This is a genomic window from Streptomyces sp. SID14515, assembly GCF_010548505.1.
GTDB classification, from domain to species: Bacteria; Actinomycetota; Actinomycetes; order Streptomycetales; family Streptomycetaceae; genus Streptomyces; species Streptomyces caviscabies.
Map to the genome: position 1 here is coordinate 226,987 of NZ_JAAGMH010000097.1, position 23,210 is coordinate 250,196.

At 71.7% G+C, this 23,210-nt stretch carries 27 protein-coding genes; 16 read left to right on the top strand and 11 right to left on the bottom strand.

All coding sequences use genetic code 11. From position 1 onward, the window contains the following. Nucleotides 1–36 precede the first annotated feature (36 nt). A complete protein-coding gene (locus tag G3I54_RS21105) occupies nucleotides 37–1,467 on the bottom strand; it encodes a SpoIIE family protein phosphatase (protein ID WP_164616432.1) in 1,431 nt (476 codons plus the stop codon). A gap of 310 nt (nucleotides 1,468–1,777) precedes the next feature. On the opposite strand from G3I54_RS21105, the gene rpmG reads away from it, so the two are divergent. Further along, a complete protein-coding gene (rpmG, locus tag G3I54_RS21110; RefSeq protein WP_030086513.1) occupies nucleotides 1,778–1,942 on the top strand; it encodes a 50S ribosomal protein L33 in 165 nt (54 codons plus the stop codon). Nucleotides 1,943–2,023: 81 nt separating this feature from the next. Next, nucleotides 2,024–2,284: a type B 50S ribosomal protein L31 gene (locus G3I54_RS21115; RefSeq protein ID WP_164616433.1), complete on the top strand. Its 261-nt coding sequence runs from the start codon at nucleotides 2,024–2,026 to the stop codon at nucleotides 2,282–2,284. A 223-nt stretch (nucleotides 2,285–2,507) separates the two neighbouring features. Here G3I54_RS21115 and G3I54_RS21120 read toward each other — a convergent pair whose 3' ends face one another. Then, complete coding sequence (locus G3I54_RS21120; RefSeq protein ID WP_164616582.1) at nucleotides 2,508–3,188, bottom strand: YoaK family protein; 681 nt, start codon at nucleotides 3,186–3,188, stop codon at nucleotides 2,508–2,510. 169 nt (nucleotides 3,189–3,357) lie between these two features. Continuing rightward, complete coding sequence (locus G3I54_RS21125; RefSeq protein ID WP_164616434.1) at nucleotides 3,358–3,858, bottom strand: tetratricopeptide repeat protein; 501 nt, start codon at nucleotides 3,856–3,858, stop codon at nucleotides 3,358–3,360. 147 nt (nucleotides 3,859–4,005) lie between these two features. Here G3I54_RS21125 and G3I54_RS21130 point away from each other — a divergent pair, with 147 nt between their 5' ends. Continuing rightward, on the top strand, nucleotides 4,006–4,737 hold the full coding sequence (locus tag G3I54_RS21130; protein WP_343240373.1) for a VanZ family protein: 732 nt from the start codon (nucleotides 4,006–4,008) through the stop codon (nucleotides 4,735–4,737). A gap of 112 nt (nucleotides 4,738–4,849) precedes the next feature. Next, nucleotides 4,850–5,641, top strand: a complete 792-nt coding sequence (locus G3I54_RS21135; RefSeq protein ID WP_164616436.1) for a DUF4389 domain-containing protein — start codon at nucleotides 4,850–4,852, stop codon at nucleotides 5,639–5,641. Here the strand turns inward: G3I54_RS21135 and G3I54_RS21140 are convergent. Further along, on the bottom strand, nucleotides 5,638–6,648 hold the full coding sequence (locus G3I54_RS21140) for a YafY family protein (RefSeq protein WP_164616437.1): 1,011 nt from the start codon (nucleotides 6,646–6,648) through the stop codon (nucleotides 5,638–5,640). The two genes, G3I54_RS21135 and G3I54_RS21140, sit on opposite strands and share 4 nt — an antisense overlap. Before the next feature lie 100 nt (nucleotides 6,649–6,748). Between G3I54_RS21140 and G3I54_RS21145 the strand changes: the two genes are divergently transcribed. The 10 genes from G3I54_RS21145 (at nucleotide 6,749) to lepB (ending at nucleotide 14,413) form a co-directional block, all read left to right on the top strand. Further along, the gene (locus G3I54_RS21145; RefSeq protein WP_164616438.1) at nucleotides 6,749–7,318 is read left to right on the top strand and encodes a DinB family protein; all 570 of its coding nucleotides are present in this window, start codon (nucleotides 6,749–6,751) and stop codon (nucleotides 7,316–7,318) included. Nucleotides 7,319–7,451: 133 nt separating this feature from the next. Next, a complete protein-coding gene (locus tag G3I54_RS21150; protein WP_164616439.1) occupies nucleotides 7,452–8,552 on the top strand; it encodes a winged helix DNA-binding domain-containing protein in 1,101 nt (366 codons plus the stop codon). A 131-nt stretch (nucleotides 8,553–8,683) separates the two neighbouring features. Continuing rightward, nucleotides 8,684–9,388 carry a DUF4230 domain-containing protein gene (locus tag G3I54_RS21155; RefSeq protein ID WP_164616440.1) on the top strand — a complete coding sequence of 235 codons (705 nt, stop codon included), beginning with the start codon at nucleotides 8,684–8,686 and terminating at the stop codon, nucleotides 9,386–9,388. Nucleotides 9,389–9,662: 274 nt separating this feature from the next. Further along, a complete protein-coding gene (locus tag G3I54_RS21160; protein ID WP_164616441.1) occupies nucleotides 9,663–10,178 on the top strand; it encodes a lytic polysaccharide monooxygenase auxiliary activity family 9 protein in 516 nt (171 codons plus the stop codon). Between the two features lie 187 nt (nucleotides 10,179–10,365). Continuing rightward, nucleotides 10,366–11,040 (top strand): TNT domain-containing protein, encoded by a 675-nt coding sequence (locus G3I54_RS21165; protein WP_164616442.1) that lies wholly within the window; start codon nucleotides 10,366–10,368, stop codon nucleotides 11,038–11,040. A 6-nt stretch (nucleotides 11,041–11,046) separates the two neighbouring features. Beyond that, nucleotides 11,047–11,280, top strand: a complete 234-nt coding sequence (locus G3I54_RS21170; RefSeq protein WP_164616443.1) for a hypothetical protein — start codon at nucleotides 11,047–11,049, stop codon at nucleotides 11,278–11,280. Nucleotides 11,281–11,438: 158 nt separating this feature from the next. After that, the gene (locus G3I54_RS21175; protein ID WP_164616444.1) at nucleotides 11,439–12,485 is read left to right on the top strand and encodes an alpha/beta hydrolase; all 1,047 of its coding nucleotides are present in this window, start codon (nucleotides 11,439–11,441) and stop codon (nucleotides 12,483–12,485) included. Between the two features lie 208 nt (nucleotides 12,486–12,693). Beyond that, on the top strand, nucleotides 12,694–13,203 hold the full coding sequence (locus G3I54_RS21185) for a DUF664 domain-containing protein (protein WP_164616445.1): 510 nt from the start codon (nucleotides 12,694–12,696) through the stop codon (nucleotides 13,201–13,203). 124 nt (nucleotides 13,204–13,327) lie between these two features. Further along, entirely contained in the window at nucleotides 13,328–13,618 is a 291-nt protein-coding gene (locus tag G3I54_RS21190) for a hypothetical protein (protein WP_164616446.1), read from the top strand. Between the two features lie 93 nt (nucleotides 13,619–13,711). Beyond that, entirely contained in the window at nucleotides 13,712–14,413 is a 702-nt protein-coding gene (gene lepB / locus G3I54_RS21195) for a signal peptidase I (protein WP_164616447.1), read from the top strand. On the opposite strand, the gene G3I54_RS21200 is transcribed toward lepB, so the two are convergent. The 6 genes from G3I54_RS21200 to G3I54_RS21225 all read right to left on the bottom strand — a co-directional run bounded on the left by G3I54_RS21200 (nucleotide 14,410) and on the right by G3I54_RS21225 (nucleotide 19,552). Beyond that, on the bottom strand, nucleotides 14,410–14,856 hold the full coding sequence (locus G3I54_RS21200) for a protein-tyrosine phosphatase family protein (protein ID WP_164616448.1): 447 nt from the start codon (nucleotides 14,854–14,856) through the stop codon (nucleotides 14,410–14,412). The two genes, lepB and G3I54_RS21200, sit on opposite strands and share 4 nt — an antisense overlap. 61 nt (nucleotides 14,857–14,917) lie before the next feature. Next, nucleotides 14,918–15,190, bottom strand: coding sequence for an HPr family phosphocarrier protein (locus tag G3I54_RS21205; RefSeq protein WP_164616449.1), 273 nt, complete (start codon nucleotides 15,188–15,190; stop codon nucleotides 14,918–14,920). Nucleotides 15,191–15,239: 49 nt separating this feature from the next. After that, nucleotides 15,240–17,270, bottom strand: a complete 2,031-nt coding sequence (locus G3I54_RS21210; RefSeq protein WP_164616450.1) for a fructose-specific PTS transporter subunit EIIC — start codon at nucleotides 17,268–17,270, stop codon at nucleotides 15,240–15,242. A gap of 133 nt (nucleotides 17,271–17,403) precedes the next feature. After that, nucleotides 17,404–18,351, bottom strand: a complete 948-nt coding sequence (gene pfkB, locus G3I54_RS21215) for a 1-phosphofructokinase (RefSeq protein ID WP_164616451.1) — start codon at nucleotides 18,349–18,351, stop codon at nucleotides 17,404–17,406. Then, the gene (locus G3I54_RS21220) at nucleotides 18,348–19,109 is read right to left on the bottom strand and encodes a DeoR/GlpR family DNA-binding transcription regulator (protein WP_164616583.1); all 762 of its coding nucleotides are present in this window, start codon (nucleotides 19,107–19,109) and stop codon (nucleotides 18,348–18,350) included. Before G3I54_RS21220 ends, pfkB begins: the two co-directional genes overlap by 4 nt. A gap of 194 nt (nucleotides 19,110–19,303) precedes the next feature. Beyond that, on the bottom strand, nucleotides 19,304–19,552 hold the full coding sequence (locus G3I54_RS21225; RefSeq protein ID WP_164616584.1) for a DUF6296 family protein: 249 nt from the start codon (nucleotides 19,550–19,552) through the stop codon (nucleotides 19,304–19,306). A gap of 199 nt (nucleotides 19,553–19,751) precedes the next feature. Here G3I54_RS21225 and G3I54_RS21230 point away from each other — a divergent pair, with 199 nt between their 5' ends. Further along, a complete protein-coding gene (locus G3I54_RS21230) occupies nucleotides 19,752–20,561 on the top strand; it encodes a PepSY domain-containing protein (protein ID WP_164616452.1) in 810 nt (269 codons plus the stop codon). A 282-nt stretch (nucleotides 20,562–20,843) separates the two neighbouring features. On the opposite strand, the gene G3I54_RS21235 is transcribed toward G3I54_RS21230, so the two are convergent. Continuing rightward, complete coding sequence (locus G3I54_RS21235; RefSeq protein ID WP_164616453.1) at nucleotides 20,844–21,173, bottom strand: hypothetical protein; 330 nt, start codon at nucleotides 21,171–21,173, stop codon at nucleotides 20,844–20,846. A gap of 301 nt (nucleotides 21,174–21,474) precedes the next feature. Between G3I54_RS21235 and G3I54_RS21240 the strand changes: the two genes are divergently transcribed. After that, nucleotides 21,475–22,935: a M28 family peptidase gene (locus G3I54_RS21240; RefSeq protein ID WP_239144462.1), complete on the top strand. Its 1,461-nt coding sequence runs from the start codon at nucleotides 21,475–21,477 to the stop codon at nucleotides 22,933–22,935. The last annotated feature ends 275 nt before the right edge of the window (nucleotides 22,936–23,210 follow it).

The following is a 23,210-nucleotide window of genomic DNA, read 5'->3' on the forward strand; positions in this document are numbered from 1 at the left end:
ATGGGCTCTGCTGGGCCCTGATACGTCGGCGCTTCCTCATGCCCCGATACGGGCGACCAGCACGCACGCGTCGTCCGGTCGCTCGGTCCCGCCGAACTCCTCGACGACGCTCCGGACGCACTCCTGTGCCGTACGGGCCTCGGCGAAGCGGGGGGCGAGGGCGAGCAATGCCTCCGGGCCCGCACCCCGGTCGCCGCGCCGGGTCAGGCCGTCGGTGTGCAGAACGAGCACGTCGCCGGGGAGCAGCCGTACGTCGTCCTGCTCGAAGACGACGTTGGACGCGGCGCCGAGCAGCATCCCGTCCGGCGGCGGCAGGAGCCGCCCCGAACCGTCGCGGAAGAGCAGCGGCGCGGGGTGTCCGGCCTGCGCCCAGGACAGAAGGGAGGTGACGGGGTCGAAACGGCAGCACAGGGCACTGCCCAGCGCGGGCTGAATCGACGTTTCGAGGACCTGGTTGAGGTGGCCCAGCAACGCGCCCGGCTCGATGCCGGCGACCGCCATGCCCCGCAGCGCGCCCAGCATCATCGCCATCGACGAGGTGGCGGGGATGCCGTGCCCGGTGAGGTCGCCGACGGTGAGGAGGGTGCGTCCGTCGGGGAGCTCCATCGCGTCGTACCAGTCGCCGCCGATGAGCCCGCTGGACCCGGAGGGGAGGTAGTGCGCGGCGATGTCCAGGGCGCCGGGGCCCTGCGTGGGCAGGCGCAGCGATCCGCGCCACGGCGGCAGGACGGTCTCCTGGAGCTCCACGGCGATGCGGTGCTCGGTCCGCTCGATGTGCTCCTCGCGCCGCACCGACGCACGGCTCCTGCTCACGGCCTGCTCGCTGCGGCGCAGCTCGCTGACGTCCCGCAGGACCGCCCACATCGAGGCGGTGCAGCCCTCGGCGTCCAGGACCGGCTCGCCCGTCATGTGCAGTGTGCGGGTCTGGCCGTCGGGGCGCACGATGCGGAACTCGCCGTCCATCGGCCGGCCGTCGACGAGGCAGCCCGTCACCATGGCGGTCAGCAGCGGCTGGTCCTCGGGCAGCAGCACGGACGGCAGATCGTCCAGGGAGAGGGGCGTGGACCCGGGCGGCCTGCCGAAGATCTCGTACAGCTCCTCGGACCAGCTGGACTCGTCGGTGAGGAGGTTCCACTCGGCGCTGCCCACCCGGTTCAGCAGCGAACCGCCCCCCGGCCCGGCCGGGGCTTCGTCGCCCAGGGGAGCGGAGTCCTCGGTGCGCGGACCGGGCAGACCCGCCCTGAGCTGGCCCAGGTGCTCGTCGAGGTTGTCCAGATGGTGCACGGCCAGCTCGCACAGGGCGCGCTGCCAGCGCAGCTGGGGGTCGTCCTCGTCGAACACGTCGGCGTCCCGCCGCACGGCTTCCACATCCCCCCGGAGCCGGCGCGTCCGGTGGATCAGGTCGTCGACGGCGTCGTGCGCGGGAAGCTGTGGTGCGGGGCGGTCCGCGAAGAGGGGGGACGGCATCTCGTACTCCGATACAGGCGCGGCCTAGCCGGTTCTGAAGGGTGGATCGCTACCGACTGTCGCACAGGCCACGGCGGGTCGTAAGGGATTCGGCAACACTCGATGCGTTGTTGCGTCTGGCATATGCCAGCGGCTCTCCGGCGCGATGACAATCCGAACAGGCTTACGCCTGGGGCGAGTTGACCACGGGGTTCGGGGGGCGTGAGGGGGCGGGAATGCCGTGGGGGCGGCTCGCGTTACCTCATCAGAACGAAAACGAATCCCATTCCCGATACGGGGACGGGGTCGGCAGAGGCATCGGGAGGCGCCCATGGCACGCAGTGAGATCAGGCCCGTCGTCACTCTCCGCTCCACGGCCGGAACGGGCCGGAGCTATGTGACGCGCAAGAACCGCCGCAACACCCCTGACCGGCTGGAGCTCCGCAAGTTCGACTCCGCCGCCGGCCGTCACGTCCTGTTCCGCGAGACCCGCTGACCGACCGGGTCCGCCGGTCGCCCGGAAGAGGGCTGTCACCCAGTACGTCGCCGCACTCCGCGGTGAGGAAGGAACGCATCGATGAAGTCCCGTATCCACCCCGTGTCCCGTCCCGTGGTCTTCCGCGACCGCGCGGCCGACGTCGCCTTCCTGACCCGCTCGACCGCCGACTCCGGCGAGCGCGTGGAGTGGCAGGACGGCAACACCTACCCCGTCATCGACGTCGAGACCTCATCGGCGAGCCACCCGTTCTACACCGGCGGCAGCCAGGTGCTCGACACGGCGGGCCGCGTCGAGCGGTTCCGGCGCCGCTACGGCGCCGGCGAGACGTCCGGAAGCTGACCGAACGAGACCTGGCCAGCGGCGGAGTCCGGGATTCCGTGCCGTGGATCACATCCGCGGAGGCGGATTCCCGGGAACGGTCCAGGATGGTTTATCGTTCATCTATACGTGGGTGTGAGGGGGACAGTGTCCCCGGGCCTCACCTATAGCCCATGGGGAAGATCGCACCGCCGAAGCCCCATGGAGCCTTTCGCCGAGAGGCGACCGCCCTTCACGCCCGCACTCAAGCCGCCCCGGCTGGATTCCCCCGATCCGGCCGGGGCTTCCCCTTGTCCGGCGGCCCGCCGCCCCGGCGCGGGGCCGTCTCCAGCACCAGCGCACCGGCGACCATCACCACCGCGCCCAGCGCGGCCCCGGGGCTCCACCACCGCTCGCCCAGCGCCGCGATCGCCGCCCCGGCCGCCACCGCGGCCAGCCGCCCCAGCACCCAGCCGTCCCCGCCCCGGAGTTCCCGCAGAGCCACCCGGCCCGCGAGCGACGTCAGCGTCCCGGTGAAGTAGGTCGTCGGCGTCACCCGTACGCGCCCCTGGACGCCCATCGCGACCGCCACCAGGGCCAGCAGCCCGAGCCGATCCCCGTACGACGTGGTCAGCTCCAGTCCCCACAGCACGGCCGCGGCCCCCAGCAGAACGGCCTCCGCCCCCAGCAGCACCGGGACCCGGAGCCCGAGCCGCCCGGTCATCAGCGCACCCGCCGCCACCCCGCAGAAGTACGCGCCCAGGGCGACGGCCACCTTCAGCGCCACACCGTCCTCGCCCGCCCCGGCGGCCGAGGCCCCGAGCAGCACCAGGTTCCCGGTCATCACCCCGGCGAAGACCTGCCCCACACACAGAAAGACGAACGCGTCCGCCGCCCCGGAAGCCGCGGACAGCAGAAGCAGCGCCCCCTCGCCGCGCCACGGCAGATCACCGGCCCGGGGCGCGGCGGAAGAGGGCGAGGAGGGCGGGGTCGGCGGGGGAGCGGTGGACACCCGAGCATTCTCGGCGCCCACCGCTCCCGGACCGGCGCGTCGCCCGCGCCGCGGCGCGCCGCGGCCGACAACCCCGCCCCGCACGCGTCACACGCGGGCCGGGTCACACGGTCTCGTGGAGATCCTTCGCGTAGTACTCGATCGCCCGCCGGTACTGCTGGACATACGGGTCCTGGCTGGTCGTGGCCGTCAACTCCAGCAACAGCCGCATCGCCTCGTGGTGCTCGTCGGTGTTGAACAGGGCCATCGCCAGGAACGCCCGCAGCGCGCCGTCGTCCGGGAACTCCTCGACGCCCCGGCGCAGTGTCTCCACCGCCTGCCCGTACCGGCCGAGGACCCGGTATGTACTGCCCAGCCCCAGGAGCACCCCGCGCCGGTCCTCCTCGGCGAGCTCCGGATTGGCCAGCGCGCGCTCGTAATACGGCACGGCCTCCGACTCCAGGCCCAGCGCGTCGTGGATCCACGCCGTGCGACAGGCCACCTCCGCGTCGTCGGGGTACTCGGCGGTCAGGGCGAGGAGCCGTTCGCGCGCCTCCTCGGGCCGGCCCTCGGTACGCAACCGGTCGGCCTCGTCCAGCAGGTCCTTCTTCTTACGTGCGTTCATGCGCACATCGTCGCAGGAGGTCGCGGACAGCCGGGTGAGATTTCGCCCCACGGGGCAGCCCAAGGGTGTGTTCCGGCCGGGCGGGGGCATCCGTCGGCCATGACAGCAGAGGCGAATCCCCGGGCAGGCCAGGGGACATGGGTACGTGTGTTGGTCCGTGGGGCGGTCCTGACGGTGGTGCTGCTCGGGCTGGTGGTGTTCTCCGTCCTGCTGGCCAAGGTGACGCTCACGCCCTCACCGGCCTCCGAGGACCTCGTGACCTCGAACCTCCGCCCCGGCCGCTCGCTGCGCCAGTACGCCGAAGACTACACCTTCCTCGCCGCGTGCAAACAGGCGGGCGGAAACCTGCTGCTCGGCGTGCCGTTCGGCGTGCTGCTGCCGTTCTTCGTACCGCGCCGCCTGCGCATGATCCGGATGACCCTGCTGACGGCCGTCGTGATGGCCGTGGTCGAACTGATCCAGGGCGCGCTGGTCGCGGGACGGGCCTTCGACATCGACGACGTCATCCTCAACACCGCGGGCGCGCTGCTGGGCTACTTCGTGCTGGGCCGCCGGATCAGCCACCGCTATTACACGTACGCCGACGCTCCCGGCCGTTCCGAACGGCCGACAGATCCCGAGCCCGAGCCCGAGCCGAAGAGCACACCGAGGCCGACCCCCCGCACGAAGACGGCTCGTACCAAGCCCGCCGGTACGAGGGCCGCCGACACGAAGTCCGCCGGTACGAAGGGCACTGGCACGAAGGGCACCGGCACGAAGTCGGCCCGTACGAAGACCGCCAGTGCGAAGTCGGCCCGTACGAAGACCGCCCGCACGAAGGGCACCGGTACGAACAAGGCTCGCTCCCTGCTCGACCGTATGCGCACGCGCAGCCGCTGAGCCGGGCACCCGTTCGGTCCCGGGCCGTTTGCGGGCGGCCCGGACCGGACGCACGGTGGGGACACGTCCTGCGCGCGGATGCCGTACGGATCCCCTGCCGAGGAGGAGCGACATGGCCGAAGGCCAGTGGAGCCCGGGCCGCAAGGAGACGGACGCGGACGAGTTCAGGCCCGTCCTGGACATCGTCGAACCGGCACGTCAGCGGCGGCTGACCGTCCTTCTGCGACTTCTGCTGCTCGTCCCGCACTTCATCGTGCTGTTCGTCCTGCACATCGCGGCGTTCTTCACCGTGATCGTGGGCTGGTTCGCGGCCCTGGTGCTGGGGCGGCTGCCGGACCCCGTCTTCCGCTTCCTGACCGGGGTCCTCGGCTACGACATGCGTGTGTCGGCGAGCGACATGTTGCTCATCGACCGCTACCCGCCCTTCGCCCTGACCCCGCCGGCCGACTATCCGGCGCGGATCGAGGTGCGGCCCACCCCGCTCAACCGCCTGGCGGTGCTGTTCCGCGTCTTCCTGATGATCCCGGCGGCGATCGTGCAGAGCCTCGCCGTTTACGGGTGGTGGGCGCTGGCCTTCGTCTGGTGGCTGATCACGCTGTGTCTCGGCCGGATGCCCCGGCCGCTGTTCGAGGCGACGGCGGCCACCCTGCGCTACCGGATGCGGTTCTCCTCGTACGTCATGATGCTCACCCCGGCCTACCCCAAGGGCCTGTTCGGCGACGACGGCGACCTCGCCGTGGCCCGGGAGCCGTCGCGCTCCGCCACCCGCCCGCTGGTGCTGAGCAGTGCCGCGAAGTGGCTCGTGGTGCTGTTCTTGGTGCTGGGACTCGCGGGGAACGTCACCACGTCCGTGACCACCTCGACGACCGACGACACCTCCGACACCCGCCTCGTCGGACGCTAGGCGGGGTCAGCCTCCGCGCCCGCTCCCGCCGCGTCGGCGTAACGCCGGGCCAGGTACGCGAAGGCGTCCCTGAGCGCGTCCGGCCCGACGACCTCGATGTCCACGTCGAACCGGCCGAGTTCGGCGGCCAGGCCGGGCCAGGACCAGGCGCCCAGGATCACCCGGCAGCGGTCCGGGCCGTGCTCCTCGACGATTCCGCTGCGGAGATGGCCGGCCACCTCGGAGGCGGGTGCCGCGAGGATCGCCTCGCCGCGGCAGGGCCACTCCCCGGGGGTGTCGGAGCCCTGGAAGCGGGCGGCGACGAAGGCGGCCACATCGCCTCCGGGCACCTCGCGGGGCGTGAACCGGGGGCCTGTGGGAGTGCGTGGGGTGATCCGGTCCGCGCGGAAGGTCCGCCAGTCCTCGCGGTCCAGGTCCCAGGCGACGAGATACCAGCGCCCGCCCCAGGTGACCAGGCGGTGCGGCTCCACCCGCCGCACCGCGGGCGCGGCGTCGGCGTCGGCGTCGGCCCGAACGTACGCGGGGGAGTGGTCGAAGCGCAGCACCTCGCGGGCGTGCACCGCCGCGCTGAGCGTCAGGAGCACGCGTGGATCGGCCTGCGGCTGCGCCCGCCCTCCCGTGCGCTCGACGGCGGTGACCTGGAGCGCGTCCACGCGATGGCGCAGCCGGGCCGGCATGACCTGCCGGACGGTGGTGAGCGCGCGGGCCGCGGCCTCCCCGATCCCGGCTCCGGTCGCGGCGGCGGTCCGGAGCGCGACGGCCAGCGCCACGGCCTGATCGTCGTCGAACAGCAACGGCGGCAACTGCGCGCCCGCGTCCAGCCGGTATCCGCCGTCGGGCCCCTTGAACGCCGCGATCGGATAGCCCAGCTCCCGCAGCCGGTCGACGTCACGGCGAACGGTGCGCGGACTGACCTCCAGCCGCTCGGCCAACAGGCTGCCCGGCCAGTCGCGGCGCGCCTGGAGCAGGGAGAGCAGCGCCAGCAGTCGCGCTGAAGTCTTCGGCATGAGCTCAGTATGACCGGGAGAAGAGGCCACACCCTGGCCTCTTCTCTTGCGAAGGTTGATCCGTACCGAACGACGGAAACATCGGAAGGACCCGATCACCATGACCGCAGCCCCCACGTCCCTCGACGCCGAACGCACCGACCTCCTCGCCGCCCTCGCCACCGTGCGGGCCGCCCTGATCCGCTCGGTCGAAGGCCTCGGCGACGAGCAGGCGGGTGAGCGTCCGACGGTCAGCGCGCTGTGCCTGGGCGGTCTCGTCAAGCACGTCACGGCCATGGAGGAGAACTGGCTGAGCTTTGTGACCGAGGGCCCGTCGGCGATGTCCTTCGCGCTGCCCGACGGGGTCACCTGGGACGACCTGGCGGCCGGCACCGCACGTGAGCTCCCGACGTGGATGGCCGACCGGGACAAGGAGTTCCGGATGCTGCCCGGTGAGACGACGGCCGGGGTCCTCCACGCCTACGAGCAGGTCGCCGCCCGCACCGAGAAGATCGTCCTTGAGCTTCCCGACCTCTCGGCGGTGCATCCGCTTCCCGAGGCGCCCTGGAACGAGCCCGGCGGGGAGTGGAGTGCGCGGCGGGTGCTGACCCACGTCATCGCCGAGACCGCACAGCACGCCGGCCACGCGGACATCCTGCGCGAGACGCTCGACGGGCGGCAGGCGACCTGACCGACGCGGCGCCGGGGCCACCAGGACACCCAAGGCACCAAGACACCCAAGGCACCAGGACACCGGGGCGCTGTGCTTGCGCGAGGATGTGCGAGGATCCGGCCGCGGGCAACCGAGAGGAAGAAACGACACGATGACCGTCCTCGACAACCGGGCGCTGAACCGTGCCGTGCTCGCGCGGCAGTTGCTGCTCGACCGGGCCGACCTGCCGGTCGTGGACGCGGTGGCCCACCTCTGCGGCCTCCAGGCGCAGGAGCCGCAGGAGCCCTTCGTCGGTCTCTGGACCCGGCTGACCGCCTTCGATCCGGCGGCCCTCTCGGATCTGCTGACCCGGCGGAGCGTGGTGCGCACGCACCTCATGCGCCGCACGGTCCACCTGGTCACCGCCGCCGACGTCCTCGCCTGGCGGTGCCGCCACGACGCGATGCTGCGGCAACGGGTGCTCGGCGTCTACCGCGACGAGCTGAAAGGGGTCGATCTCGAAGAACTCGCGGCAGAGGCACGGGACTTGATGGCGGACGGGGAGCCCCGCACGGCGGCCGAGATCGTGCGGGAGCTCGCCCCGGGCCGGCCAGGTCCCGGACCCCGGGCCCTGGGCGAGGTGGTGGTCGCCGCGCTCGTCCCGATGGCGCAGGCGCCGCCCCGGGGGCTGTGGCGGACGAAGGGCGGGGTGCGCAACGTCGCGCTCTCCTCGTGGCTCGGCCGCCCGGTCGACCCGCCCGCCGCCGACGGCTCCGATCCGGTTGGCCAGGCGCTGGTACGGCGCTATCTGGCCGCCTACGGTCCGGCCGCCACGGCCGACCTGCGCGCCTGGTCCGGGCTGGCCGGACTGCCCGGCGCGGTGGCCGCCGTCCGCGACGAACTGGTCTCCTTCCGCGACGAGCGGGGGCGGGAACTGCTCGATCTGCCCGACGCGCCGCGACCGGATCCGGACACTCCCGCCCCGGTGCGGTTCCTGCCGGCCTTCGACAACGTGATCCTCGGCTATCAGGACCGGAGCCGGATCATCGACGACGCCCACCGCGGCCTCTCGGTGGCCGGCGAGCGCGTCGTGCTGGTCGACGGCCGGGTGGCCGCCACCTGGAGCGTCACCGAGGACGTCGTCACGGTGGATCCCCTGCGCACCTTCTCCCGCGCCGACCGCGCCGCAGTGGCCGACCAGGGGCGCGAGCTGGCGTCGTTCCTCTCCGACGGCGCGAGCGACCGCGTGCGGGTGGCGGCCTCGCCGCACTGAGCGGTCCCCGGCCGCCGGGAGGGCCCCGCGTCTGCCCGCCCGTACCGGAACGGGCCCATTTTGTGCGGGAGTTCGTACGGGGGGCGGCGGGAGCGGGACTGAAAGCACCGGGCGCGGGTCACACGCAGAGCATGACGTCCAGCGACGTAACCACAGAGCCCGCGCCGTACGACGGCGGAAAGCGGAACACCCGCCCCTCCCGGGGGTGTCTGAAAGTCCTCGGCATCGGCGCGGCCGTCCTGGTCCTGCTGTTCGCCGGCAGCCGGTTGAGCCTGCTGCCGGGACTCGACGACCTCTTCGGCGAGGAGACCCACGACCGGTCCGGCCCCGCCGTGCTCAAGTCGATCCAGGACATGAGCTCGTACGAGGCCGCCTCGGGCAACTTCCAGGTCGTCGTCGATCTGGAGAAGGACGCGAAGTTCCTGCCCGACGCGGTGCGCGGCACCCGCACCCTGTTCGTCGGCGCGGGCACGGTCGGCGCCTCCGTCGACCTGGGCAAGGTCACCGGGAACGGCGTCGCGGTGAACGAGGACCGCACCACGGCCGAGATCCGGCTGCCGCACGCGGTGCTGGGCAGGCCGGCGCTCGACCCCGACCGTTCCTACGCGGTGTCCAAGCAGCGCGGTCTCCTCGACCGGCTGGGCGACTTCTTCTCCGACAACCCCGGCAGCGAGCAGGCGGTCAACAAGCTCGCCGTCCAGCACATATCGGAAGCGGCGAAGGAGAGCGAACTGACCGCCCGCGCGGAGAAGAACACCGCCGCCATGTTGAAAGGACTGCTCGGCTCGCTCGGCTTCGAGCGCGTCACGGTCCGGTACGGCGACGACCAGGAGTGATCGCGTCACCCGGGCGGCCTGCCGGGCTGCGCGCGGCCGCCCGGGCGGATCCGGCGAGCGGCCGCCCACCGCGTACCACCCTTGACGTGAACGCGTCGGTCGGTATGGTCTAGTCCAAGTGCAAGGCCTTTCCGGACATCCGCCATCAGGCTTGTCCGGCAAGGGACTTGCAGCCCTTCGCGCCTCTTGGCCCCACACTCGCGAGGCCTCGCCGTCGAAGTCGGGCCCCCCACGGTCCGCCACCGCGCGGTGCGGTCTCATGTGAAGGAGAAGCATGCACGCGAAAAGGAAGACCGCACTCGCCGTCGGCGCCCTGCTCGCCCCGGTCCTCGCCCTCAGCCTTCCGGCGAGCTCCGCCAGCGCCCACGGCTACATCTCCAACCCGCCGAGCAGGCAGGCGCAGTGTGCCGCCGGCACGGTCAGCTGTGGTGCGATCAAGTACGAACCGCAGAGCGTCGAGGGCCCCAAGGGGCTCACCAGCTGCAGCGGCGGCAACAGCGGCTTCGCCGAGCTGGACGACGACTCCAAGGGCTGGTCGGTCACGCCGGTGAACCGTTCCCAGCAGTTCGAGTGGAAGATCACCGCACGCCACTCCACCAGCACCTGGCAGTACTTCGTGGGCGGCGAGAAGATCGCCGAGTTCGACGACGGCGGCGCGCAGCCCGGCGCGACCGTGACCCACCAGGTCGACTTCGGCAACAAGACCGGCCAGCAGAAGGTCCTGGCCGTCTGGAACATCGCCGACACCTCGAACGCGTTCTACGCCTGCATCGACGTCAACGTCAGCTAGAACCGCACAGGTCGGGGGCCCATGCCCCCGCGCCCACTACGCCCCGGTCGCGCCCCGTCGCGCGGCCGGGGCGCGGTGCTGTGTTCGGTGGCCGGAAAACGGCATGGCGCGGAAGCTTCATGTAGCCGAGCGGTTACCCTACGTCAGCTGTCCTGATGGATCATCAGTGCTCGAGGGGACTCCTGAATTGAACCGCATGCGTACCGTACTCGCCGCGCTCGGCATCACCGCCGGACTGCTCTCCGCCCCCGTGGCGAACGCCGCACCCGGGCCCGAGCGGCCCGCACCAGCCGCCGAGCGGCATGACCCCTGCACCGGAGAGTTCCGCGGCGACGCCCGCCTCGGCCCCAAGTGGCTGCCCAACAAGCGGCTTGCTCCCGTCGGGCCGCTCCTGAAGGGCTACCAGCGCACCGGCGACCTCACGCCGAAGGACTTCCTGAAGAAGTACTGGGAAGGGCCCGCGGACACCGGCAGCTGGAAGTACCCGCCCAACGACGGCTTCGCCGAGGTGAACGGCGAGATCGACAAGGAGCCCGTCAAGCTCCGCACCGGCCAGCGCCTGGACCGCTTCGGCTCGGAGTACGGCGGCTACCTCGCCCCCGCGGGCGACGCCTACGCCGAGCGCGCCCTGCCCCCGCAGAACCTCAACACCCGTGACGCGGACACCCCGTGCGACTACCGCGTCTACAAGGTCGCCAAGCCCTTCTGGGTCTGGGAGGGCTCCATCGCCCCGTGGTTCGAGCAGCCCGGCGGCGGCCGGCAGATCAAGCTCGACGCCGTGTTCCTCGACCCGGGCGAGGGCCAGCGGCTCAATGTGAAGTGGCTGCTGGACAACGCCTATCTGACGCCCGCGGGCGCGTAACCGGCCATGGACCGCCGGGCACTGCACGCCGCACTCGTCGAGGCACGGATCCCCGGCGGCTACTACCGGATCGAGGGCGTCCACGAGCCCGTACCCACCCCGCCGGACTTCCTCTTCGTCCGGCGGGGTGGGAACGGCGGCTGGGAGACGGGGGCGTTCGAGCGCGGCACGTACGAAGTCCTCGCCCACCACCCGGACGAGGCCGCCGCCTGCGCCCACCTGCTCGGCCTCCTCGTCTGAACCGCCCCCGCCCCACCGTTTTGCCGCATCGGCAAAAATCCTTGTCCGGGCGCCCGCACCGGCCGAATGATCGTGACCGGGCGGCCGGGCCTTCCGGCCCGGCCGCCCGCCGAAGCGTCACGACCGCCCCGCCCGCACGGGGCGCCCGAGGAGAAGCCATGCCGGAGCCCACCCCCGTACCCGCGCCGCCCACGGACCGTGCCGCCCGCCCCTCCACCGTCCTGCCCGGCGCGACCCACCGGACCGTCGACGTCCCCGGCGGCCGGATCCACTGCGTCGAGCAGGGCACCGGCCCCCTCGTCCTCCTCGTCCACGGTTTCCCCGAGTCCTGGTACTCCTGGCGTCACCAGCTCCCCGCCCTGGCCGCCGCCGGACACCGGGCCGTCGCCATCGACGTACGCGGCTACGGACGTTCCTCCGCACCCGCCGCCACCGACGCCTACCGCATGCTCGCCCATGTCGCCGACAACACCGCCGTCGTCCACGCCCTGGGCGAGGAGACCGCCACGGTCGTCGGACACGACTGGGGCTCGCCCATCGCCGCGAACAGCGCCCTGCTCCGGCCGGACGTCTTCACCGCGGTCGCCCTGCTCAGCGTCCCCTACGCACCCCGCGGCGGCCCCCGCCCCACCGACGGCTTCGCGGCCATCGGCGGCGAGGAGGAGTTCTACGTCAGCTACTTCCAGACCCCCGGCCGCGCCGAGGCGGAGATCGAACCGGACGTACGCGGCTGGCTCGCCGGCTTCTACGCGGGCCTCTCCGGCGACACCCTCGCCCCCGCCGACCGGCCCAGCCTCTTCTTCGTACCACCGGGTGCGCGCATGGCCGACCGGTTCCCCACCGACCGGCTCCCCGGCTGGCTCGACGAGCGGGACCTCGACGTCTACGGCGAGGAGTTCGAACGCACCGGCATGACCGGCGCGCTCAACCGCTACCGCAACGTCGACCGGGACTGGGAGGACCTCGCCGCCTGGGACGGAACACCGCTCACCCAGCCCTCGATCTTCATCGGCGGCGCCCTGGACTCCTCCACCACCTGGATGTCCGACGCCATCGACGCCTACCCGAAGACCCTCCCCGGCCTGTCCGCCGCCCACATCCTCGAAGGCTGCGGCCACTGGATCCAGCAGGAACGCCCCGACGAGGTCAACCGCCTGCTGACCGACTGGCTGCACGGCCTGCGCCGAGAGGCCCCCGGCCCGTGACGTTCCGCGTCAGCAGGGCGTACCGCGGGTCGCCGCCGTCGCGCGCAGCGCCGTGAGGGCCTCCCGGCGAGCCTCCGGGGCCTCGGTGAGGTACTGCTCGACATTCTCCGCGCTGCTCCGGACCATGAGGAGATCGTACGGCGGCTTCCCCCGGCCCGGCGGTGTGTCGCGCCCCGGGGCCGCCGGGCCTTCGGGCGAAGGTGGGCGGATGAATACCGCAGGCATGCTGGCCGAAGCGTTCGACCGGGTCGGGGAAGCGGTCCACGCGGCGGTCGAAGGACTCCCGCCCGACGACCTCAACGCCCGAGTCGACGCGGAGGCGAACTCGATCTCCTGGCTGGTCTGGCATCTCACCCGGGTCCAGGACGACCACATCGCCGACGCCGCCGGAACCGGACAGATCTGGCTCACCGAAGGCTGGGCCGAGCGATTCGCCCTGCCGTTCGACGAGACGGCGACCGGCTACGGGCACACCGCCGACGAGGTCGCCGCCGTCCGCGTGGACTCCGCCGAACCCCTCCTCGGCTACTTCGACGCCGTGCACGAGCGGACCCTGGACTACGTCGCCGGACTGGAGGGCCACGCGCTCGACCGGATCGTCGACCAGGGCTGGTCGCCCCCGGTGACGCTGGGTGTCCGGCTGATCAGCGTCCTCGCCGAGGATCTTCAGCACGCGGGCCAGGCCGCCTTCGTCCGCGGGATGCTGGAACGCGCCTGAGACGGCGCCCCCGGAGAACCTGCCGCCGGTGGGACCGCGCACACCCGTGCGCGGTCCCACCGGCGGTGCCATACTCGGAAGGAGTCGGCTGGACAGGCTTGCCATCGTCCGAAAGGTGACCGTCATGAGTTGGGCATCTTGGACGACCAGCGGGGTCTACACGGGCACCGGCGGAGTGCGCACTGAGGAAGCGGGCATCCTGAGCGGCGATCTCACGGTGCATACGACCTGGTCCGACGGACAGGCGGCGGTGGCCGTGCAGTACAGCGGATCCTCCGACTGGTTCACCCTCACCGGCAGCCCCGTGCCGTGCCCCTCCGAGGAGGAGAGCCGCCGCTTCCACCAGAGCGTGGTCGAAGCCGTCCGGGCCGGCGAGGGAGCGACCGTCCCACCGGTCGGCGCCGGACCCGCCTGACGTTCCGCACCGCCCACCGCGCCCCATAGAGTGGATCACCGGATCCGTTCCCCCAGGGACGGGCGGGCGGTACACGGGGCGAGGAGCGGTGCAATGGGGCGTGCGGGCACACGGCGGTCGAGGACCCGGAAGAACCGGCCGTTCTGGGTGGAGCTGCCGCTCCTCATCGGCGTCGCCCTGGTGCTGGCGCTGCTCATCAAGACCTTCCTGGTGCAGGCCTTCTCGATCCCGTCGGACTCCATGCAGAACACCCTCCAGCAGGGCGACCGGGTCCTGGTCGACAAGCTGACGCCCTGGTTCGGGTCGGAGCCGGAGCGCGGTGAGGTGGTCGTCTTCCACGACCCGGCGGACTGGCTCGCGGGCGTGCCCGTGGACGAGCCCAACACCGTGCAGAAAGTACTGAGCTTCGTCGGCGTGATGCCCTCCGCCGAGGAGAAGGACCTCATCAAGCGGGTCATCGGCGTCGGAGGTGACACCGTGGAGTGCGCGGGCGACGGGCCGGTCAAGGTCAACGGCACCGCCCTGGACGAGCCGTACGTCTTCCCCGGCAACACGCCCTGCAGCAACGACGAGGGCGGCCGGTTCAAGGTCACCGTGCCCGACGGCAAGATCTGGGTGATGGGGGACCACCGCCAGGCCTCCGCGGACTCCCGCTACCACCAGGACGACCCGAACCAGGGCATGGTCCCCGTCGACGAGGTCGTCGGCCGGGCCGTCGTCGTCGCCTGGCCGATCGGCCGCTGGAGCACCCTGCCGGTGCCGGAGACCTTCAAGAGCGTGCCCGACAAGTCCTAGGAGGCGTCCTGGCGCGCGGGGAAGTTCCGTACGTAGCGGCGCTGCCAGGGCGTCTCCACCGCCCGCGGGTGGTAGCCGGCGCGCACGAACGCCACCGCCTCGTCGGCGGGGACCCCGTCCAGGACGGCCAGGCAGGCCAGGGCCGTCCCTGTGCGCCCCATCCCACCGCCGCAGGCCACCTCGACCCGGCTCCCGGCGGCCCGGTCCCAGACCTCCTCCAGGAGGTCCCGCGCCGCCGTCCGGTCCGCCGGGAGCCGGAAGTCCGGCCACCGCAGCCACCGCGACTCCCAGGCGACCGGAGGCGGGGTGCGCCCCAGGAGGTAGACGGCGAACTCCGGTTCGGGGCCCGCGGGCAGGGGCTTGCGCAGACCCCGGCCGCGCACGAGGCGTCCGGAGGGCAGGGCCAGGACGGCCGGGTCGGAGGCGTTCCACGTATCGGTCACGTGTCCCAACCTAACGACCCGGCAGCCGCCGGTGGTACGCATCGGAAAAGGCGGGCGAGGATCAGACGACGGCGTCGAGATCCTGCGCGAGCAGCTCCGCCAGTTCCTCGACCGCCGCTCGCGCCCCGTCGCCCTCGGCGCTGAGCACCACGGTCTCCCCGTACGGGGCGGCCAGGGCCAGCACCGCGAGCATGCTGCGGGCGTCGACCGGGTCGCGGCCCTCGCGGGCGATGGTCACCTTGACCGGCTGGCGGGCGGCGGCCTTGACGAACAGCGACGCCGGACGGGCGTGCAACCCGCTGCGGGAGGCTATCGCGACGGTCTGCTGGTGCATGGATCACTCCTCGGAAGAGTCTGTGGATACGGATGGACGTGCGGGATGTTCAGGCGGCGACGGTGACCCGGGAGTCCTCGGAACCCGTGGCCTCCGCGTCCCCGGCCGGGTCCGTCGCCGTCCGGCGTGCGCCCTTGAGCAGGACGACGAGCGCGGTCGCCACGAGCGTCCCGACGGCGATGGCGAGCAGGTAGAGGTACGGCTCACCGATCAGCGGGACGACGAAGGCGCCGCCGTGCGGGGCGCGCAGCGTCGCGCCGAAGGCCATCGACAGGGCGCCGGTGACCGCGCCGCCCGCCATCACCGACGGGATGACCCGCAGCGGGTCGGCGGCGGCGAAGGGGATCGCGCCCTCGGTGATGAACGAGGCGCCCAGCACCCAGGCGGCCCGGCCGTTCTCGCGCTCGGTCTTCGTGAACAGCTTCTTGCGTACGGTGGTGGCGAGCGCCATCGCCAGCGGCGGGACCATTCCGGCGGCCATCACCGCGGCCATCACCTTGAGGCTGCCGTCGGTCGGGTCGGCGAGACCGCCGACCGCGAAGGCATACGCCACCTTGTTCAGCGGGCCGCCCATGTCGAAGCACATCATCAGCCCGAGGACGACGCCGAGGATCACCGCGTTGGAGCCCGACAGACCGTTCAGCCAGTCCGTCAGCGCGTTCTGGAGCGAGGCGATGGGCTTGCCGACCACGATGAACATCAGGAAGCCCACGACTGCCGAGGCGATCAAGGGGATCACCAGGACCGGCATGATGCCGCGCAGGGTCGCGTGGACCGGGACCCGCTGGATGGCCATCACCACCGCACCGGCCAGCAGACCGGCGACCAGGCCTCCGAGGAACCCGGCGTTCACCGTGAGCGCGATGGCGCCGCCGACGAAACCGGGCACCAGCGCCGGCCGGTCCGCCATCCCGTACGCGATGTACCCGGCCAGCACCGGCACCAGGAACGCGAAGGCCGCCGAGCCGATCTGGTTGAGCAGGGCGGCCCAGCTGTCCGCCTCGCCCCAGACGAAGTGGTCGGCCACCGACTTGGCGCTCGCTATCTCGTAGCCGCCGATGGCGAACGACAGGGCGATCAGCAGACCGCCCGCCGCGACGAACGGCACCATGTAGCTCACGCCGGACATCAGATACGTACGGAGCCGGACGCCGAAGTGCGCGTGATCCGCGCCGGATCCGTCACCGTCGCCGGATTCCGTGCCGCCGTCCGCCTCGGACACGGCGGCGATCTCTCCGCGTTCCGCCTTGCGACGGGCCTCGGCGATCAGTTCGGCGGGCCGGTTGATGCCCGCCTTCACCCCGACGTCGACCAGCGGCTTGCCCCGGAAGCGGGCCTTCTCACGGACCTCCACGTCGTGCGCCCAGATCACGGCGTCGGCTGCCGAGACGACTGCGGGGTCCAGCTTCTTGAAGCCGGCCGAGCCCTGGGTCTCCACCGTCACCTCGACCCCCTCGGCACGGCCCGCGGCGGCCAGGGACTCGGCCGCCATGTAGGTGTGGGCGATGCCCGTGGGGCAGGAGGTGACCGCGACGATCCGGAAGGGCGCGGCCCCGGCCCCTGCGGAGGTCTCGGCCCCCGCCTCGGCCTTAGCTTCGGTCTCCGCCTCCGCCGGCTCCTGCGCGGGTTCCTCCGTGGGTTCCTCGCCCCGGATCAGCGCGGCCACCGCCGCCGGGTCCGTTCCGGCGCGCAGTGCGGCGGTGAACTCCGGGTCCATCAGCCTGCGGGCCAGACCCGACAGGATGGCGAGGTGGTCGTCGTCGGCGCCGGCCGGGGCGGCGATGAGGAAGATCAGGTCGGCCGGACCGTCGGCCGCCCCGAAGTCGATGCCCGCCCCGCTGCGCCCGAAGGCCAGCGTCGGCGCGCTCACATGCTCGCTCCGGCAGTGCGGGATACCGATGCCGCCGTCGAGACCGGTCGGCATCTGCGCCTCGCGGGCCGCGACATCGGCGAGAAAGCCGTCGAGATCGGTGACGCGGTGCGCGGCCACCATGCGCTCGGCGAGCGACCTCGCGGCGGCGTCCTTCGTTGCGGCGGACAGATCGAGGTCGACCAGTTCCGCGGTGATCAGCTCACTCATCGCGGTGCTCCTTGCTCGGGGACCGCCGTGCGGCGGCTCGGGGGGACGGGGCGGCGGGCTCGTACGGGTGGGGTCCGTACCGGAGATGCGGGAGTTGCGGGGGTTGCCGGGGTGTCGGGTGGTGGTGCGGGGGTCATGGGGCGGGCTCCGTCAGCGCGCGGTCCAGGGGCACGTCGGAGGTCGTCACGACCGACGGCAGGTCGAGGTCGGCCGGGGTGGGCATGAGGCTCCCGGCCAGCTGTACGGCCGCGGCCCCATGGGCGACGGCCGAGGTGAGGGCCTCCGGGCCCTGCCCGCCTGCCGCCAGGAACCCGGCGAGCGAGGCGTCCCCGGCGCCGACGTTGCTGCGTACGGCGGCCACCGGGGCGGTGGCGAAATACGCGCCCGACGCCTCGACCAGCAGCTGTCCGTCCGCGCCCAGGCTCGCCAGCACCGACCGGGCGCCGCGCTCGCGCAGCTCCTCGGCGGCCTTCAGCGCGTCGCCCACCGTGGCGAGCGGCCGGCCGACGGCCTCCGCGAGCTCCTGGGCATTGGGCTTGATCACATCGGGCCCCCTCTCCAGCGCGGCGGTGAGCGCCGCTCCGGAGGTGTCCAGCGCGATCCGTGCACCGCCGCGGTGGCTCCGCTCGACCAGCTCCGCGTACCACCGCGGCGGCAGTCCGCGCGGCAGGCTCCCGCAGCAGGCGATCCAGTCGGCGGCCGACGAGCGGACCCGTACCGCCTCCAGGACGTCCTCCGCCTCGGCCGGACTCAGTTCGGGGCCGGTCGCGTTGACCTTGGTGAGGGTGCCGTCGGGTTCGACGAGCGTGACGTTGATCCTGGTGTTCCCGGCGATCGGCACACCGGCCGCCTCGATGCCGAGATCGCCGAGCAGCCGGGCGAGCAGTGCGCCCTCCGGGCCGCCCATCGGGGCGACGGCGACCGTGCGGTGCCCGGCCGCCGCGACCGCGCGGGAGACGTTGACGCCCTTGCCGCCCGGGTCGACGCGGTCGGCCGTGGCGCGCAGCACGGTGCCGCGGGTCAGGCCGGGCAGCTCGTAGGTCCGGTCCAGGCTGGGGTTGGGGGTGACGGTGAGGATCATGCGCGTACTACTTCCGTGCCCCGGCTCTCGATGGAGCGGGCGTCGTCGGGGCTGAGGCCCGTGTCGGTGATGAGCAGGTCCACATCGGTGAGATCGCCGAAGCGGGCGAAGTGCTCCTGCCCGAACTTGCCGGAGTCGGCGAGCAGGACGACCCGGCGGGCCGCCCTGATCACGGCCCGCTTCACCGCGGCCTCGGCGAGGTCGGGCGTGGTCAGGCCGCTGTCGGGACAGAAGCCGTTGGTGGCGAGGAAGACCACGTCGGCGTTGATCTCGGCGTACGAACCGAGCGCCCAGGCGTCGACCGCCGCGCGGGTACGGTGCCGGACCCGGCCGCCCACCAGGTGCAGCGCGATGCCGGGGTGGTCGGCGAGGCGGGCGGCCACCGGCAGCGCGTGGGTCACCACGGTCAGCGTCGCGTCGACCGGTACGGCGGCGGCGAGCCGCGCGGTCGTGGTCCCGGCGTCGACGATGACATTGCCGTCGGCGGGCAGCTCGGCGAGGGCGGCCCGCGCGATCCGGTCCTTCTCGTCGGCGGAGAGGGCGTCGCGCTCGGCGAGGTCGGGCTCGAAGTCGAGCCGCCCGACGGGGATGGCCCCACCGTGCACCCGGCGCAGCAGTCCCGCCCGGTCCAGGGCCTTGAGATCGCGCCGGACGGTCTCGGCCGTCACCTGGAACTCCTCGGCCAACGACAGCACGTCGACCCGGCCGCTCTCCTGGGCGAGGCGGAGAATCTCCTGCTGACGCTCCGGTGCGTACATGTGGTTTCGTTTCCGTTTCATGCCTGAGTCTGTGGTTTCGCGCTCAGGTTACGTCCGGGGTGCGGGAATGTAAACACATTCGGGCGAAGAGTGGGCATGAACGGAAGGCGGCGGGGCACGCCGACCGGACTCGTACGCGCACAGCGGGGCGGGGCGCGCCGTGGTGGACAGCGCGCCCCGCCCGGCGGGTCCGGTCACTGCGGTTCGGGTGCGTCCTCGCTCAGGGGGCGGGCCAGCAGGGGAGCCCCCGGGACCTGATGGCCGCCGCTGGCGAGCATGCGGACCTCGCCCCGGTCGCTGATCTCGGCGCGCACGATCCCCGTCTCGTCCTCGTACACCGGGGATCCGCCCGCCCCCAGCCGGTCGGTCATCCGGACGGAGACCACGTCGTCCGCGGCACCGGACATCTGGAAGATGAGCTCGTAACGCTCGGTGTGCACCATGTGATCCATGACGGCCTCCGGGCCGGGCGCGGAGAATACGGCCCTGCCGCCATTGTTTCGCACCCCGGCGCCCGCCGCCCGGGGAGCGACGGCCAACGGGCGGACCCGCCCGGTCGATCGGGTGACTCCGACCGGTAGGACAACATGACCGGCGGCTCGGAGGGCTAGGCATGCGTGCATGAGACTTGAGCCTCGACGAATGAACAGTGCCTCCCCCCGTTCCCGCACCCTCAAGGCGGTCGGCGCCCTCGGCGTGGCCGCCGCCACGGCCCTGCTGATGACCGGATGCGGTCAGAGCTCGGACAGCGCGACGAGCGCGGCCACCTCCGAGGCCGCGAAGGTCGTTCCGCAGAAGCAGACGACCTCGCCCTCGGCCAGCGCCGAGCTCACCGAGGACCAGCAGGAGCGCAAGAAGGTACTCGACGCCACGAAGGTCACCTTCGACGACGCGGCCACCACGGCCACCGGCGAGGTGGCCGGCGGCAAGCTGGTCGATCTGGACCTGGAGGGTGTGGACGACGACGACCGCGACGAGAGCCCCAGCCCGACCGGATCCGGCAGCCCCACCGGCTCGGCCAGTCCCACGGGCTCGGCGAGCCCGACCGGTTCGGCGAGCCCGACCGGTTCCGCCAGCGCCAGCGCGAGCCCGGGCGCCGAGGGCCCGGTCTGGGTCGCCGAGGTCGCGGAGAAGGACGGCACGATCCACACCGTCCGGATCAACGCGGTCGACGGCAAGGTGATCGAGGCCCGTGTCGACGCGGATCAGGACGCGGACGACAAGAAGGAGACGGCCGACCGGCTCGCCCAGGCCACCCAGACCCCGCAGCAGGCGGCCAAGGTCGCCACCGAGAAGAAGAAGGGAACGGTCACCTCCGTCAGCCTCGACGACAACGAGGGCAACGGCGCGATCTGGCAGGTCGACGTGGTCGGTTCCGACTGGAAGAAGACGACCTTCGACGTGGACGCCAAGAACGACACCATCATCCGCGAGGAGACCGACAACGACTGACCGCCGCCCCGCCTGACCCGCGAAGGGGTACGCCGGACACCCGGCGTACCCCTTTCCGTGTCTCCGTACGCCGCCTAAAGGGTGTTGCACAAGGCCCGAACGATCTCCAGATCCAGCCTGCGGGCGCCGGTCAGGCCGGTGGAAAACGGTGCACAAGCGGGCAGTTGATCATGCCCGGGGTGGCCGAATCCGGGCGTGATCGCCGTTGTGCAACAACCTTTAGTTCCGTCCAGTTCCGTTCCCCGGCCCACGCCACCTGGTCGTGCGGCGGATGAACGGGAATCAAGTTGTCCGGGTTGTCCAGCCACTCGCGCAGCACTTGGTCGCGGTGGGGGAGCCGTTTTCCGGTGGGCAGAGCGCAGGTCGTTCCCGTACCGGGCCGATGTGACTGCGGTCGGTCTCGGCGAGCCAGTCGAGGACGCGCTGACGCCGCTTGAGACCGTGGGGCTTCTCCGCGGCGAACAGCACGGGGGTACGGCCGTTGGTGGCGAGCCTGCTGGCCCGCCACCAGTTCACCTCGCCGCTACGGGACTCACCTCGGTTACGTGCGTTGAGCGGGATGCTTGTATGCGGGTTCGCCAGCCACTCCTCCAGTTCGCGGTCGCTGTCCATCTGCGGGGGCGGCCCGCAGACTTGTTCAGACTGGCGGCGATCGCGTTCGGCAAGGATGTCGGGGGCGAAGCGGTCGATGTAGGCCGATGGGGGACAGCTTCTTGCCCGGGGTGATCATTGCGTCCCATGACACGTGTGTAAAACGTGGTTGCGGCTGTGGATAAACCGTCTGATCTGCGAATTTATCGTCTTACGATCCTTTTACGCCCGCCGGTGATCACCGGCGCCATCCCACGATCACGTAAGGAAGGACCATCCGTGCGCGTACCCCGCAGGCGGACTACGGCCGCTCTGCTCTCGGTTGTCATCACTGCCCCCGTCCTGTTCGCCGCCGCGTCCCCCCGCGGGCGCGCAGGACGCCGTCCGGTCCGACAAGCACCGGACTCCGCAAGCCGAGAAGGCGCAGCAGCTCGCGAAGAAGTTGGTGGAGAAGTCCACCGGTAAGAGCGCCCATCGTCACCTGGAGAAGTTCCAGCAGATAGCCGACGCCCACGGCGGCAACCGTGCCGCGGGCACCACGGGCCACAAGGCCTCCACCAGGTACGTGTATGACCGCCTGAAGAAGGCCGGTTACAAGGTCGCGTACCAGGACTTCACGTTCTACACGCCGCAGACGGTGCGGGAGGGCGCGAGTGTCCTGTCACCCGAGGCACGCAAGCTGAACGCCCGGGCGTTCGACTTCAGCAAGTCCACGCCCGACGGCGGTCTGCAGGCCCCGGTCGCCGCGGCCCGCCTCGATGACAGTCCGGGCTGCGAGGCGGACGACTACACCTCGGACACCTTCACCGGGAAGATCGCACTGGTGAAGCGCGGCACCTGCACCTTCGCCGAGAAAGAGGCCGCCGCGGCCAAGGCGGGCGCCGTCGGCCTCGTGCTTTACGACCACTCCGGCGACGCGCCCGTCGAGGGCAACCTGGAGACTCCGGAGAACGCGCACATCCCCGCCCTCGGCATTACCAAGGCCGAGGGCGAGAAGCTGGCCAAGCAGGTGAAGCAGGGCGAGGTCAGGCTTTCCCTGGACGTCGCCGCCAAGGCGATCCCCCACAAGACCCGCAACGTCGTCGCGGAGACCCGCGGCGGCCGCGCCGACCGCGTGGTGGCGCTCGGCGCGCACCTGGATTCCGTGCCCGAGGGCCCGGGCATCAATGACAACGGCTCGGGGTCGGCCGGTCTGATCGAGGTCGCGGAGAAGCTCGCCAAGGAGTCCAAGGGCGGCAAGAAGCTTGCCCATAAGGTCCGCTTCGCGTGGTGGTCGGCCGAGGAGCTGGGCGTGCTCGGCTCGGACCACTACGTGAAGACCCTGAGCGCGAAGCAGAAGAAGAGCATCAAGCTGTATCTGAACTTCGACATGATCGCCTCGCCCAACCCGGCCGAACTTGTCTACGACGGCGACGACTCGGACAAGACGGGAGCGGGCGCGGGCCCGGCAGGTTCGGCGCAGATCGAGAAGCTGATCAACGGCTTCCTGGACAAGAAGAAGGTCCCGCACTGGGGCCACGACTTCGACGGCCGCTCCGACTACGGCCCGTTCATCGCGAACGGTATCCCGGCCGGCGGTACCTTCACCGGTGCCGAGGGCCTCAAGACCGCAGAGCAGGTGGCGAAGGCGGGCGGCAAGGCAGGACACCCCTACGACCCGAACTACCACGCCGAGGGCGATGACATCAAGAACATCAACCGCAAGGCCTTCGACGTGAACATCGACGTCATCGCAAACGCGGTGGGCACCTACGCACAAGACCTCAGCTCGCTCAGGAGCTAACCTCCAGACCCGGCCACCGCAAAGACGGACTCTGAACATCACGATGCCGGTCGGACACTACGGTGTCCGCTCCTCATCGTGACTCAGATACTGCCTTCAGCATGAAGTTTGAGGAGGTCGCCAGGCGACCTCCTCAAACTTCATGCTGCCTCTGAACGCGACCGTGCCGCCCGCGTTTACCGGGGGTACTTCGCCGAACTGCTCATGGCCCGCGACTGGGTCTTCACCTCGTTCATAACCCGGCAGTCCGTGGCGCGTCAGCGAGGCTGGCCAAA

Bases quoted from the DNA above. Each gene is read 5' to 3' on its own strand.
- G3I54_RS21135 (WP_164616436.1), top strand. From the start codon at position 4,850: ATGGCCGAAGGCCAGTGGAGCCCGGGCCGCAAGGAGACGGACGCGGAC.
- G3I54_RS21235 (WP_164616453.1), bottom strand. From the start codon at position 21,173: ATGGACAGCGACCGCGAACTGGAGGAGTGGCTGGCGAACCCGCATACA.
- G3I54_RS21155 (WP_164616440.1), top strand. From the start codon at position 8,684: ATGACGTCCAGCGACGTAACCACAGAGCCCGCGCCGTACGACGGCGGA.
- G3I54_RS21170 (WP_164616443.1), top strand. From the start codon at position 11,047: ATGGACCGCCGGGCACTGCACGCCGCACTCGTCGAGGCACGGATCCCC.
- lepB (WP_164616447.1), top strand. From the start codon at position 13,712: ATGGGGCGTGCGGGCACACGGCGGTCGAGGACCCGGAAGAACCGGCCG.
- G3I54_RS21230 (WP_164616452.1), top strand. From the start codon at position 19,752: ATGAACAGTGCCTCCCCCCGTTCCCGCACCCTCAAGGCGGTCGGCGCC.
- G3I54_RS21140 (WP_164616437.1), bottom strand. From the start codon at position 6,648: ATGCCGAAGACTTCAGCGCGACTGCTGGCGCTGCTCTCCCTGCTCCAG.
- G3I54_RS21190 (WP_164616446.1), top strand. From the start codon at position 13,328: ATGAGTTGGGCATCTTGGACGACCAGCGGGGTCTACACGGGCACCGGC.
- G3I54_RS21220 (WP_164616583.1), bottom strand. From the start codon at position 19,109: ATGTACGCACCGGAGCGTCAGCAGGAGATTCTCCGCCTCGCCCAGGAG.
- G3I54_RS21115 (WP_164616433.1), top strand. From the start codon at position 2,024: ATGAAGTCCCGTATCCACCCCGTGTCCCGTCCCGTGGTCTTCCGCGAC.
- G3I54_RS21125 (WP_164616434.1), bottom strand. From the start codon at position 3,858: ATGAACGCACGTAAGAAGAAGGACCTGCTGGACGAGGCCGACCGGTTG.
- G3I54_RS21105 (WP_164616432.1), bottom strand. From the start codon at position 1,467: ATGCCGTCCCCCCTCTTCGCGGACCGCCCCGCACCACAGCTTCCCGCG.
- G3I54_RS21160 (WP_164616441.1), top strand. From the start codon at position 9,663: ATGCACGCGAAAAGGAAGACCGCACTCGCCGTCGGCGCCCTGCTCGCC.
- G3I54_RS21175 (WP_164616444.1), top strand. From the start codon at position 11,439: ATGCCGGAGCCCACCCCCGTACCCGCGCCGCCCACGGACCGTGCCGCC.
- G3I54_RS21225 (WP_164616584.1), bottom strand. From the start codon at position 19,552: ATGGTGCACACCGAGCGTTACGAGCTCATCTTCCAGATGTCCGGTGCC.
- G3I54_RS21150 (WP_164616439.1), top strand. From the start codon at position 7,452: ATGACCGTCCTCGACAACCGGGCGCTGAACCGTGCCGTGCTCGCGCGG.
- G3I54_RS21205 (WP_164616449.1), bottom strand. From the start codon at position 15,190: ATGCACCAGCAGACCGTCGCGATAGCCTCCCGCAGCGGGTTGCACGCC.
- pfkB (WP_164616451.1), bottom strand. From the start codon at position 18,351: ATGATCCTCACCGTCACCCCCAACCCCAGCCTGGACCGGACCTACGAG.
- G3I54_RS21185 (WP_164616445.1), top strand. From the start codon at position 12,694: ATGAATACCGCAGGCATGCTGGCCGAAGCGTTCGACCGGGTCGGGGAA.
- G3I54_RS21210 (WP_164616450.1), bottom strand. From the start codon at position 17,270: ATGAGTGAGCTGATCACCGCGGAACTGGTCGACCTCGATCTGTCCGCC.
- G3I54_RS21145 (WP_164616438.1), top strand. From the start codon at position 6,749: ATGACCGCAGCCCCCACGTCCCTCGACGCCGAACGCACCGACCTCCTC.
- rpmG (WP_030086513.1), top strand. From the start codon at position 1,778: ATGGCACGCAGTGAGATCAGGCCCGTCGTCACTCTCCGCTCCACGGCC.